At 59.9% G+C, this 12,358-nt stretch carries 13 protein-coding genes; 8 read left to right on the top strand and 5 right to left on the bottom strand.

What is annotated here, in order from left to right; genetic code table 11:
• Positions 1-81: 81 nt before the first annotated feature.
• Positions 82-1,089, top strand: a complete 1,008-nt coding sequence (locus tag V3W40_RS33405) for a DNA-binding protein (protein ID WP_065946966.1) — start codon at positions 82-84, stop codon at positions 1,087-1,089.
• On the opposite strand, the gene gorA is transcribed toward V3W40_RS33405, so the two are convergent.
• Together gorA and galU are read right to left on the bottom strand one after the other, a co-directional pair.
• A complete protein-coding gene (gene gorA, locus V3W40_RS33400; RefSeq protein ID WP_330216444.1) occupies positions 1,090-2,448 on the bottom strand; it encodes a glutathione-disulfide reductase in 1,359 nt (452 codons plus the stop codon). It abuts the gene before it with no gap.
• Positions 2,449-2,548: 100 nt separating this feature from the next.
• Complete coding sequence (galU, locus tag V3W40_RS33395; protein ID WP_003212579.1) at positions 2,549-3,388, bottom strand: UTP--glucose-1-phosphate uridylyltransferase GalU; 840 nt, start codon at positions 3,386-3,388, stop codon at positions 2,549-2,551.
• A 308-nt stretch (positions 3,389-3,696) separates the two neighbouring features.
• On the opposite strand from galU, the gene V3W40_RS33390 reads away from it, so the two are divergent.
• Together V3W40_RS33390 and V3W40_RS33385 are read left to right on the top strand one after the other, a co-directional pair.
• Positions 3,697-3,882, top strand: coding sequence for a hypothetical protein (locus V3W40_RS33390; protein ID WP_017528082.1), 186 nt, complete (start codon positions 3,697-3,699; stop codon positions 3,880-3,882).
• A 141-nt stretch (positions 3,883-4,023) separates the two neighbouring features.
• Positions 4,024-4,305 carry a hypothetical protein gene (locus V3W40_RS33385; RefSeq protein WP_027606590.1) on the top strand — a complete coding sequence of 94 codons (282 nt, stop codon included), beginning with the start codon at positions 4,024-4,026 and terminating at the stop codon, positions 4,303-4,305.
• Positions 4,306-4,314: 9 nt separating this feature from the next.
• On the opposite strand, the gene V3W40_RS33380 is transcribed toward V3W40_RS33385, so the two are convergent.
• A complete protein-coding gene (locus V3W40_RS33380) occupies positions 4,315-4,545 on the bottom strand; it encodes a hypothetical protein (protein WP_027606591.1) in 231 nt (76 codons plus the stop codon).
• Between the two features lie 20 nt (positions 4,546-4,565).
• Positions 4,566-4,916, bottom strand: a complete 351-nt coding sequence (locus tag V3W40_RS33375) for a hypothetical protein (protein ID WP_027606592.1) — start codon at positions 4,914-4,916, stop codon at positions 4,566-4,568.
• 213 nt (positions 4,917-5,129) lie between these two features.
• Between V3W40_RS33375 and V3W40_RS33370 the strand changes: the two genes are divergently transcribed.
• From V3W40_RS33370 to V3W40_RS33350, 5 genes are all read left to right on the top strand, one after another.
• Positions 5,130-5,432, top strand: coding sequence for a DUF1883 domain-containing protein (locus tag V3W40_RS33370; RefSeq protein WP_003173824.1), 303 nt, complete (start codon positions 5,130-5,132; stop codon positions 5,430-5,432).
• 25 nt (positions 5,433-5,457) lie between these two features.
• The gene (locus tag V3W40_RS33365) at positions 5,458-5,625 is read left to right on the top strand and encodes a hypothetical protein (protein WP_178084549.1); all 168 of its coding nucleotides are present in this window, start codon (positions 5,458-5,460) and stop codon (positions 5,623-5,625) included.
• A 4-nt stretch (positions 5,626-5,629) separates the two neighbouring features.
• A complete protein-coding gene (gene alkB / locus V3W40_RS33360; RefSeq protein ID WP_330216443.1) occupies positions 5,630-6,295 on the top strand; it encodes a DNA oxidative demethylase AlkB in 666 nt (221 codons plus the stop codon).
• A gap of 75 nt (positions 6,296-6,370) precedes the next feature.
• Positions 6,371-7,417 (top strand): bifunctional DNA-binding transcriptional regulator/O6-methylguanine-DNA methyltransferase Ada, encoded by a 1,047-nt coding sequence (gene ada / locus V3W40_RS33355; RefSeq protein ID WP_330216442.1) that lies wholly within the window; start codon positions 6,371-6,373, stop codon positions 7,415-7,417.
• A 105-nt stretch (positions 7,418-7,522) separates the two neighbouring features.
• Entirely contained in the window at positions 7,523-8,593 is a 1,071-nt protein-coding gene (locus V3W40_RS33350; protein ID WP_137212296.1) for an NAD(P)H-dependent flavin oxidoreductase, read from the top strand.
• On the opposite strand, the gene V3W40_RS33345 is transcribed toward V3W40_RS33350, so the two are convergent.
• Positions 8,590-12,339: a hypothetical protein gene (locus V3W40_RS33345; RefSeq protein ID WP_330216441.1), complete on the bottom strand. Its 3,750-nt coding sequence runs from the start codon at positions 12,337-12,339 to the stop codon at positions 8,590-8,592. The two genes, V3W40_RS33350 and V3W40_RS33345, sit on opposite strands and share 4 nt — an antisense overlap.
• Positions 12,340-12,358: the final 19 nt, after the last annotated feature.

Raw genomic sequence — 12,358 nt, 5'->3', positions numbered from 1 at the left:
ATGAATTTTAACGAGTTTTTATTCGTGTTATAGTATGTATCTACATAATACATACCACAGTACTAAATCAACGGAGACCCCATGGCTCGCGGCGGCATTAATAAAGCAGTAGTTCAAACGGCACGCCTGGCGATCCTTGCCCGTGGCGAGAACCCCAGCATCGACGCGGTACGCATCGAGATGGGCAATACCGGCTCGAAAACCACGATCCACCGCTATTTGAAGGAGCTGGACGACAGCGAAGCCCGCCTGACTATCACCGAAGCGCCGATCGACGACGAGCTGGGTGAGCTGGTTGCACGGTTGGCGCAGCGCTTGAAGGACAAGGCTCAAGAGCCGATTGACCTGGCCCTTGCGCAGTTCGAACAGCAAAAATCCGCCCTGCTCGCCCAGATCGAGGCGCTTGAAGAAGCTCACGGCGAACTCAAGCAACAATTCGATATTCAGGCGGCTGCACTGGCAGAAGAAAGCGCTGCCCTGCAAACCACCAGTACCAGTCTGCAAACCGAGCAAACGCGCAACGCCGGGCTCAGCCAGGCCTGCAGCGATTACGAGCTAAGGATCAACGACAAGGACGAACAGATTCGCTCGCTGGAAGAAAAGCACCTGCACGCCCGCGAGGCGCTGGAGCACTACCGCAATGCGATCAAGGAGCAGCGCGAGCAGGAGCAACGGCGCCACGAAGGCCAGCTGCAGCAAGTACAGGCAGAGCTGCGCCAAGCCCAGCAAAGCGCAATGGTTCGCCAGGACGAAATCACCCAGCTGCACCGTGACAACGAGCGCCTGCTGATCGAGCACCGAGTGACGGCAAAGGAACTGGCTGCGCTGCAGGAGCAAACCCGCAAAGACCAGGCCCAGCAACTGAAGCTGAGCGAACACGTGAGCCAGATCGACAGCGAGCGCACTCTCCTTCAGGAGCGCCTGCGGGTGGCCTTGCTTGAAAGTGAGTCACGCCAACAAGCGCTGGCTGAGCACGGGCACACCAACAAGCGCCTGGAACTGGAGCTTATGAAGGCCCACGCCACTATCGAAGCCTTGCGCCTGGCCGCCGCCGTTGCAACGGCGCCAGAGGCAACACCGCCAGCCTGATCAGTCGGACACAGGCGTGCGCATGGTGACGAACTCTTCCGCCGCCGTGGGATGCACACCGATGGTTTCATCGAAGTGCTGCTTGGTCGCGCCGGCCTTGAGCGCGATCGCCAGGCCCTGGACGATCTCGCCCGCGTCCGGACCGACCATGTGGCAGCCCAACACCTTGTCGGTGTCCGCGTCGACCACCAGTTTCATCAAGGTTTTTTCCTGGCACTCGGTCAAGGTCAGCTTCATCGGGCGGAACCGGCTTTCGAAGATCTGCACCCTGTGCCCGTTTTTCTTCGCCTCCTCCTCCGTCAGGCCGACCGTGCCGATATTCGGCAGGCTGAATACCGCTGTCGGGATCATTGCGTAATCCACCGGGCGGTAATGCTCGGGCTTGAACAAGCGACGCGCTACGGCCATGCCTTCGGCGAGAGCCACCGGCGTCAGTTGCACACGGCCGATCACATCACCGATCGCCAGGATCGACGCTTCGGTGGTCTCGTACTGGTCGTTCACCTGGACGAAACCGCGTTCATCCAGTTTGACGCTGGTATTTTCCAAGCCCAGGTTATCCAGCATCGGACGTCGGCCAGTGGCATAGAACACGCAATCGGCCTCCAGCACGCGACCATCTTTCAAGGTGGCCTTGAGGCTGCCATCGGCTTGCTTTTCAATGCGCTCGATATCGGCATTGAACTGCAGGTCGAGGCCGCGCTTGGTCAATTCTTCCTTCAGATGCGTGCGCACCGAACCATCAAAGCCGCGCAGGAACAGATCGCCGCGATAGAGCAACGAGGTCTGCGCGCCCAGGCCATGGAAAATCCCGGCGAACTCAACCGCGATATAACCACCGCCCACCACCAGCACACGCTTGGGCAACGCCTTGAGGAAGAACGCCTCATTGGAGCCAATCGCATGCTCACGCCCCGGAATATCCGGAATCTGCGGCCAGCCCCCGGTAGCGATCAGGATGTGCCTGGCCGTAAAGCGCTCGCCATTGATTTCCACCTGGTGCGGGTCAACCAGGCGCGCATGCCCCTCATGCAGGGTCACGCCGCTGTTGACCAGCAGGTTGCGGTAGATGCCATTGAGGCGGTTGATCTCGCGATCCTTGTTGGCGATCAGGGTCGGCCAATCAAAATTCGCTTCACCCAGGGACCAGCCAAAGCCACTGGCTTGCTCGAAGTCCTCGGCAAAATGCGCACCGTACACCAGCAGTTTCTTCGGCACGCAGCCAACGTTCACGCAGGTGCCGCCCAGGTAGCGACTTTCCGCCACGGCCACCTTGGCCCCAAAGCCCGCAGCAAAGCGCGCCGCGCGAACACCGCCGGAACCGGCGCCAATTACATACAGGTCAAAATCGTAGGCCATTTCATTCTCCTCGGCAGGACATCAGCATACCGACTTACATGGGGCTGAAAAACGAAAAAGCCACCCGAAGGTGGCTTTTTCAAAGGCAGGCCTGCGTGAATCAGTAAGCCTTGCCAGTCTTGTAGAAGTGCTCGTAGCAGAAGTTGGTGGCTTCGATGTAGCCTTCGGCGCCACCGCAGTCAAAACGACGCCCCTTGAACTTGTAGGCGATCACACAACCGTCTTTGGCCTGTTTCAACAGGGCGTCGGTGATCTGGATCTCGCCACCCTTGCCTGGCTCGGTTTCTTCGATCAGCTTGAAGATGTCCGGGGTTAGAATGTAACGACCGATGATCGCCAGGTTCGACGGTGCATCTTCAGGCGCCGGCTTCTCGACCATGTCGCGTACGCGGATCAGGCCATCACCAATGTCGTCACCGGCAATCACGCCGTACTTGTTGGTCTCTTGAGGATCGACCTCTTGAACCGCAACGATGGTGCAACGGTATTTCTGATACAGCTTGACCATCTGGGTCAGTACGCCGTCGCCTTCCAGGTTTACACACAGGTCATCCGCGAGTACTACGGCGAACGGCTCGTCACCGATCAATGGGCGACCGGTCAGGATGGCGTGGCCGAGGCCTTTCATCTGAGTCTGGCGGGTGTAGGAGAAAGAGCACTCGTCCAGCAGCTTGCGGATACCGACCAGATATTTTTCCTTGTCGGTGCCCTTGATTTGGTTTTCCAACTCGTAGCTGATGTCGAAATGGTCTTCCAGTGCGCGTTTACCGCGACCGGTGACGATAGAGATTTCGTTCAGACCGGCATCCAATGCCTCTTCGACGCCGTACTGAATCAGTGGCTTGTTTACCACCGGCAGCATCTCTTTGGGCATGGCCTTGGTCGCTGGCAAGAAGCGAGTGCCGTAACCGGCTGCTGGGAACAAGCATTTCTTGATCATATAAGTCCTTACAAAGGGCTGTGCGTACGGAATTCGGCGCAGTCTAATCAGGCCGCAGTCACCTTACAATGGGTCCTGCTGGCGTTGCGATGTCATCTAGAGAAAAAATGTCGGCGTAAGTTCCGCTGATCTTACAAAGAGCGGCTCTGCCGGCACGCTAAAAAAAGCCGCCTGCTCATGCTTAAAGGGGCTGCAACCCTTTTAGCACGCTTTTCAGGCTGGAACACTGACCTGGAATAACTTGCGCGGTCCTGGAACATTTGGCGCTATCATTGCACCCTTGAATCAGACCATGAGATTGTTAATAGATGTCAGAACCAAAAGGCGTGAACGGCTACCTGATCACCAAGCGAGCGGACGGCTGGCACCTGATCAACTTCCACGGAGACAGCGTCGCCGGTGTTTTCGAGACCGAAAGCATGGCAATCGCAGTCGCCGAAGTGTTTGTGGATGAAGCAGGCCACGCGTCGAGCAAAAGGCCGAAGGGCAAGTAAGCCTCCATGCCTATGCAAAAAGCCCCGACTTACGGGGCTTTTTTGGTTTTGCCTGTACCTAGATGGCAGTTCGCTATAATCTTCCAAAAACGCCCCACGACAGTGTCAGCGCCCCTCCCACACCCTCGACGACGAACACACATGAACAAATTTCTGGCACTGACTGCGGTACTGGCACTCGCCGGCTGCACCACCACATCCGATGTCTACCTCAAGAACGGCGAGCAAGGCCTGACCATCGACTGTTCAGGCGAAGCCAACTCCTGGGCCAGTTGCTACGAAAAAGCCGATGCCTCCTGCGCAGGCACCGGCTATCGCATTGTCGGCACTGAAGGCACGCCATCGCTGAAGGAAAGCGACAAGACCCTGGGCCAGGATGTGGGCAACTACAAAAGTCGCAGTGTGGTGGTAGTCTGCAAGTAACCCCGCGGGTTACAGGTGGATCTCGGCGAATTTGATCCCCAGTTCCCGAAGGATTTCGCTCAGTTCGTCAAGACTGGCAAAGGATTCGACTTCATCCTGATCATCCACCAGAAAAAAGCTGCGACCGCCACTTTTCTTGAAGAAGACGATCCACTCGCCCAGGTCGGCGGGGTTCTGGATGACATGGGTGGCCGAGATTTCACCCTCGGCATGGCGGGCCTTGACGTGTTCACGCTTCATATCGGCTTTCCCCAGCGGCCTCAACCGGAAATGCACTCTTCCCCGGCTTTTTTCACATCACCCGGGCGGATCGGCACGTTGGACATGCTCTCGTAGAGCTTGATGCTGCTACCGCTGGAGCGCTCTTCAATTTCGAAAATAGCCGAAGGGTCGGCGGAAAATTTCTGCGGCACGATGACCTGTACACCGTCTTTATGCGGTTCAATCTGCGGCGGCCGACGGGTGGCCGATAATTTTCTTACCACACACGCGGCGTACTCCTGGGGTTTTTTCCCGGAGATGACGGCCAACGTCGGCGGGGTCTGCTTGATATCTGCAACCGAAGCACACCCACCTATCGCCAAGGCCAGAACCAACACACTCCACTTCATACAAAACCTCCAATAAAGACCCTACGACAGCGGGGATGGTAATTTTCTCCCGCCCACGTAGGATTTATCCCTGATAACTCGGTAAATAACTGTTTTAAATTGTCGACGTCGTTGAAGACGAGCCGATAATAAACGCGCTGGGGCTGATAAACTCTATCTTAACCTACGTATCGTTCTGATTTTTTCAGAAAAAGCCCTTCTGGAGACACCCTCATGAAATTCATCCACCAGCGCGAGCACCTCAACGAGGGAGACATTGTCGTCATCGAATGCTCGCAGACTTGCAATATTCGCCTGATGAGCGACGCGAACTTTCGCAGCTTCAAGAATGGCGGTCGCCACACATACCACGGCGGCGCCTTCGACAAGTTCCCCGCCAAGATCACCGCACCCAGCACCGGGTTCTGGAACATCACCCTGGACGTGGTGACGCGTCGCGCGATCAGCGTCACCCGCAAGCCGGCGCTGTCCCACAAGATTCGCATCGTACGTCGCACCAGCACCAAGCTGAGCTGACTCGAAGACGCCAGAGGAAATCACCGTGACTGCTACCACCAAATACGTGATCAAGTACAAGCTCAACGGCGAACGCCGCTTTGAGTTCGCCCAACTTACGAGCAACAGCGTGGAAGAGGCCCTGCAAGCCCTGGCGAAAATCCACGATGCCAGCGATGTCATCAGCGACATCAACGTGAGCAAGGCGCTGTAAGGCAATGCCCGGCCCCACTGATGACCTGTTCGCCAATGACGCCCTGCAACAACCCGCAGCACGTGAGCAGATCGGCGAACAGTCCTACGTGTTAAGGGGCTATGCCCTGCCCTGGACTGAGCGCCTTCTGCCAGAACTGCGCCGTGTGCTGGCGCAATCGCCATTTCGGCAAATGGTTACGCCCGGTGGCTTTACCATGTCGGCGGCCTTGAGCAGTTGCGGCTCGCTGGGCTGGACCAGCGACGCCAGCGGCTACCGCTACACGCCCCTGGACCCTCGCACCCGGCAACCCTGGCCAGCGCTGCCGGACACCTTGCGCCAACTGGCCATAGAAGCCGCGGCAGACGCCGGGTTTGTCGACTTTGCCCCCGACGCCTGCCTGATCAACCGTTATGTTCCGGGCGCGAAAATGTCCTTGCACCAGGACAGGAATGAACGTCGCTACAGCGAGCCCGTCGTGTCGATCTCCCTTGGACTGCCGGCAGTTTTCCTGTTCGGTGGCCACGCCCGCAGTGACAAGACCCGCAAGGTCTCGCTGCTCCATGGTGATGTGGTGGTCTGGGGCGGGGTCGATCGGCTGCGCTTTCATGGGGTGATGCCGATCAAGGAAGGCGTGCACCCGATCATGGGCCCGCAACGTATCAACCTCACTTTTCGCACCGCCGGCTGATTTGACCGCAAGCTTCGGAGTGCCAGGCCACTGCAGCACGGCTAATCTGGCCAGGATCCGTCAAGAGTGCCAACCATGACTACCGAACAAGATCCGCGCTGGGCTGCGATTCTTGCCCGCGATCCGAAAGCCGATGGGCTGTTCGTCTACGGCGTGAAAACCACCGGTGTGTATTGCCGCCCGAGCAGCGCCTCGCGATTGCCCCGCCCGGAAAATATCGAGTTTTTCGACACCCCGGCACAGGCCGAGGCCGCCGGTTATCGCGCCAGCAAACGCGCAGCCGGTGACCAGACACAACTGGCTGCGCAGCATGCGCAATTGGTGGCTGACGCGTGCCGGCAGATCGAACACGCCGACACCGCGCCCAGCCTCAGCACGCTGGCGAGCCGGGCCGGCCTGAGCCCGTTCCATTTCCACCGGGTGTTCAAAGGCGTGACCGGCCTGACGCCCAAGGGTTACGCCAGCGCCCATCGCTCACGCAAGGTTCGCGAGGGGCTCAAGGGTGCGCATTCGGTAACCGATGCGTTGTATGAAGCCGGCTTCAACTCCAACAGCCGCTTCTATGAGTCGGCCAACCAACGGCTCGGCATGACGCCCAGCGACTACAAGGCCGGCGGCACCAACAACGATATTCTGTTCGCCGTCGGGCAATGCTCGCTGGGTGCAATCCTGGTGGCGCAGAGCGCCCGTGGCGTGTGTGCGATTCTGCTCGGGGATGACCCGGACAAACTGGTGCGCAACCTGCAGGATCAATTCCCCAGGGCCAACCTGGTGGGGGCCGACCGCCGTTTCGAACAACTGATCGCGCAGGTGGTGGGCTTTATCGAGGCGCCGGCCCTGGGCCTGGACTTGCCACTGGACTTGCGTGGCACCGCGTTCCAGGAACGGGTGTGGCAGGCCCTGCGCGAGATTCCGGTGGGCAGCACGGCCAGCTATGGGCAGATCGCCCAACGCATCGGCGCGCCCAAGGCCTTTCGCGCGGTGGCCCAAGCCTGCGGGGCGAACAGCCTGGCGGTAGCGATCCCCTGTCATCGGGTGGTGCGCAGCAATGGCGATCTATCCGGCTATCGCTGGGGGGTTGAACGCAAGCGGCAGCTGCTGGAGCGGGAAAGAGACCACTGACGCGCACGAAAAGCGTCCCTCGTCCAGTGAATAAAACAGACTGGCCGGGTGCCAAGGGCCCTGTTAAAACAGCGACAAGCCTCACTGATACTGGAGACACGTCCCATGAGCACCTGGCCAGACACCCGTATTCTCGACCTGCTGGGCATCGACGTGCCCATCATCCAGGCACCGATGGCCGGTGCGACCAGCGCCGCCATGGTGATTGCCGCCAACCAGGCCGGTGCGCTGGGTTCGATCCCCGCGGCGATGCTGAGCATCGAGCAACTGCATGAAACCCTGGCCACCGTGCGCCATGCCAGTACCGGGCCTATCAACGTCAATTTCTTCTGCCATCAGCCGCCGGAGCCGGATGAGGAGTGCAATCGCCACTGGAAGGCCTTGCTGGAACCCTACTACCGCGAACTGGGCGCCGATTTTGATGCGCCGACTCCGGTCTCCAATCGCGCCCCGTTCAACGTCGCCAGTTGCGAAGTGGTGGAGCAACACCGCCCCGAGGTCGTGAGCTTTCATTTCGGCCTGCCGGAAAAAAACCTGCTGGAACGTGTCAAGGCGACCGGGGCCAAGGTGCTGTCCTCGGCCACCACGGTCGAGGAAGCGATCTGGTTGGAGCGGCACGGTTGCGACGCGATTATCGCCATGGGGTATGAGGCCGGCGGGCATCGGGGAATGTTCCTGGCTTCGGACCTGAGCAGCCAGATCGGCACGCTGGCCCTGGTCCCGCAAGTGGTGGACGCAGTGAGCGTCCCGGTAATCGCCGCCGGCGGAATCGGCGATGCGCGCGGTATTGCTGCGGCCTTCGTCCTCGGAGCCTCGGCGGTGCAGATCGGCACCGCGTACCTGTTCACCCCGGAGGCGACGCTCAGCCGGGCCCACCATCTGGCCTTGCTGACGGCCCAGGCCAGTGGCACAGCGCTGACCAACCTGTTCACCGGACGCCCTGCCCGTGGCCTCTTGAATCGCCTGATGCGTGAGCTGGGCCCGGTGAACCCGGCGGCGCCGGCCTTTCCTCTGGCAGGCGGCGCGCTGATGCCATTGAAGGCCAGGGAGGAAGCCGGTTTTGGCTCTCAGTGGGCCGGGCAGGCCGTCGGGCTCAAGCACGCACTGTCGACGCGCGAACTGACCACGCTGCTCGCCGCGCAAGCCCTCAAGACGCTTACCCGCACGCCGGATTAGAGCGGTACAGGTTCCGCAGGTCGTAGCCCGCTCAGGCGGTTTTCGTGGGCCTGGGTCAGTACCATGAAGCGCTTTTGCCGCAGGGCGTGGATACCGTAGATGATGCGGGCGAAGTGCTCGTTACTGTTCTTGTAGGGCTGGCAGGTCATGATCAAGGCGAAGAAGCAATCGGACTGCCGATGGGTGGCCATGGCGTTGATCAACTTCAGCCCGATAGCAAACAGCGCCTGGCCGGTGCTCATGGAGAGTCGTTCGTAGCTGGCCCCCAGTACGTGGTGTATCTGCACTTCGCGATGGGCGGCCAGCGTCTGGTGCAGGTAGTCGAGTTGCGCCCTTGTACACAGGTCCGCACTGGCGCGGTCCCCCTTGACATAGCGTTCGATTTCGCTGCGCAGCAAACTGCGCCAGTCGTCGTCTTCCTGGCCGGCCCGCAGTGCGATCCAGTCGACGCAATCGACCAGGGCGTTCTCCGCCGTGGCAATCGGGCTGGCGAGGCCCGATTGCAACTGGTCCAGGTGAGCCAATGCTCCGCGCACCAACTCCGCCTCTTCTGCGATAACGCTGTCCATCAGCTCCACATACTCTTCCAGCGACTCGTGGCGCCAGCTCCGGAAAGCCCCCAGCAGTTGCGCCCTGAGGTTGCCAACCACAGGCACCCCAACGGTACGGCGCAACATATCCTCGGATTCATCGATCAAGCCCCGCAGGTTACTGACCTGCAGCAACAGGCCGGCGTGATCGAACGGCTGCGGCGTATTTTGCAACGCCGTCGTCAGCTGCGACGCGCCCCCTGGCAGCTCCCGGGAAAGCACATCCCATAACCTGGGCAGTTGGCGTTGGATGGCGGTGATAAATCGCTGCGGACACGCGAGGACCGAATAGCTGCCGGTATTGAAGAAACGCCCCCAACTCACTCCCAGCCGGAACACCGTGTTGAGCTCATGGCTGGCCTCGATGACGTTGGCGTAGAGCTTGTAGACCACCAATTTGCCGCTCGACGCCGGTGCTTGCTGCACGCGCTGCTCCCAACCGGCGATGGAATCAAAATAGGCCAGTTGCTGCGCCGAAGGGTCCAGGCGCCCCAACCCCGTGTCCAGCACCGCCGCATCACTTTCATTGCGAACCGACAGGGCGAAATGGCACTGGGGACGCGGGTCGTCCGGTTCGGCGAACAGCAAGACGCCGATAGCCTGTACGTCCCAGGACTGGCTTGACAGGTAGTCCGCACAGCGCTTGGACTCAACGAAGCCGCCTGTACTCGAAGCCTCGGAGTCGCCCGCCAATTCGGCCAGCTTATTGGCGTCGCGATAAAGCTTTTCCAGACGACCGCGCATGCCCAGCAGGTCCGCTGATGTGGGCAGGAATAACGTGGAGGCGCTCGCCTGTTCCAGGGAAACAGGGGGGTCCGGGCGCTCACGGGATCTCAAGGCCGGCAACAGCAACTTCCCGGTCTGGGCCGACCGTTTCAACAGCGTGCGCAGTTGCCCCCTGGCCAGGGTAACGTCGGCGACCAGCTCCACCACGCCCAGCAAGACGCCCAACTTGCACTCATACACATAGGCGGCGTAATCCTCGGGTCGGTCCATGCTGCGCGCCAGTTGGTAGGAGAAGCTTGCGTCCGCGACATTGGCGATCAGGCCGACACCGCCGGACAACAGCAAAGCCCCGACGCCCGAAGCGGGACCGACCGCCGCTATCACCAGGCTGGACACCGCGCGGGTAGCGACCTTGAACAGGCCCCATTTCGCCAGGCGCCGCTCTTCATCGGAGGAAAATACCGCGTAATTCATCATGTGCTTGAGTTCGCCGATACCGATCTCATACAGCGCATCGTTGATGTTCGTCACCTCCCGGAAAGCCACCGGCTGCGGTGGCACGCGGCGGTAGTGATAGCCGTAGCGCTTTTTCTGCGGATAGAAATCCGAGCGCTCCACACTGAGTTTTTCCGGAAATGGCAGGTGGTGCGTGATAAACCGCATCAAGTCGTCACTGGGGTGCCCCGCCACGCCGCTGGGCTGCCACACCGCCCAAGTGAGCTCTGCCATGTTCAGTGAGATGAGGAGCGCCTTCTGTGAACTGAGCTTGAGCACCAACGCATTGGGCACCACTTTTTCCCGGAACAGCAGCAGGCGCGGCTTGACTTCCCCTTTCAGAAAACGATGGGCGAGTTCACGCAGGGACACATCCTGCTCAGCATCATCGACCAGGAACTGTGCCGCGCGGACCTTGGCCAAGGCCTCGCAGGTTTCGCCAAACAGTTGTTTGTAGTCGGTGTTGCGCGCCAGTTCGTCGATATCGGCGACAAAGGTTTCATACAAGATGTCGCGCAAGCGGCCCAGGGTGCGCACTTCCACGCTCGACAGCGGTTCCCCGCTGACATGGATGTTGGCGATGGTTTCCTGGAAATACGCCGTGCGCTGCGGCTCGCCCGTCAGCACCTGCAAGAAAGAAAAATGCTTGTAGCGCGGTGGCGCATAGGCGGTCATGCCCGCCGAATAGACCGGGTAGCCCACCTGGTATTTATAGCGAAACCGTTTTTCGTCCCTGAACCGATCCTGCGTCCGTTGCGGCAGCCCGGACTTGTTCAGGCAGCGCTCGATAAGGTTCTGGATATAGTCCTTGGAGAGTTCGGCGTTCCACACACTGCTCAGCAGGTTGTCCCATTTTTGCCAGGCCTTGGGGGGCGTAACCGGCTGTATCGACGTCGGCACGCCCTCCAGCCACTGCGCCAGGTCCCCAGGCAATATCTGTATCGAAAAAGACGCCTGGGAGGCGTCGCTGCGCACGAACCAGACATTCTGCTGGTCACTTTGTGCGCGGATCACGCCCTCTTCATCCATCACCCCGCAGTTCACCCAAGGACAACGGTGATTCAAATAGACCGCAAGATAATATTGCCAGCGTCCTGACGCTCGATATTCCTGGGCGACGGTGATCGAGTATTCCAGCGCTGGCGCACCGCCTGGAAGATTGCCAAGGGTCACCTTGAGCAATTGATTGGGCTCTATGTGAGTGTCTGGCAGCTGCACGTCCTTGAGTGTCCACCGCGCAAGGATACTCAAGATCGCAACCCCCACCGGCTCTTCGAAGGGTTTGAGCCACAGCCGGTTCTGGCTCGTATCGGCTGAATACTCGAAGCGGCTGCCCGACTGCACACCCATGCGCATGCCCGGCCACTCCAGGCTGATCGCCTTGGGCCATTGGTTGGCCCCCCGGGATGTGGGAGGCAGGTCGAACCAGATTTCCGCCATCATTTCGGCGTGGGTGTTCCACACCGATAGCACCACCACCTCGGTCTTGAGTACCGCCTGGTAAGGCATCATCAACTCATGCTGCACCCAAAAGCCCGCGTGGATCTGCCCACCGACGCGGATGCGACCGAGGAAAAATCGCGTGAAATTCAGCTCCCGTGCCACCTCACCGTAGAAATACGGCATCAGGACTTTGGTTTGTACGCTGTCGGTGTTTTGCTGCTTGCCGGCATATGCCTGCCAGGGAAACCGATCGTTGAGGATGTGCCACAGCGGCAACGACTCGTTCTCGACAATGATCGGCTGTCGCTGGCTGTCATCGGTATCGAATACCGAGAATTCGACGGGGATCAGGGCGTCCGCCCGGATCAGTGCCTTGGCCTGAGGTTCCAGCGTGGATTGAGCCAATACCCGCTCTATCCATGCTTGCGTGTAAGCCTCGCTGCTCTCGGTGTTTGTCGCGCCCACGTCGATGTAAGCGTATTCCTTGCCCATGATGTGCTTCCGTTTCAGA

The sequence above is a fragment of the Pseudomonas sp. AM8 genome (assembly GCF_036346475.1).
Lineage (GTDB): Bacteria > Pseudomonadota > Gammaproteobacteria > Pseudomonadales > Pseudomonadaceae > Aquipseudomonas > Aquipseudomonas marginalis.
This window is presented reverse-complemented; position numbering and strand designations above follow the sequence as displayed.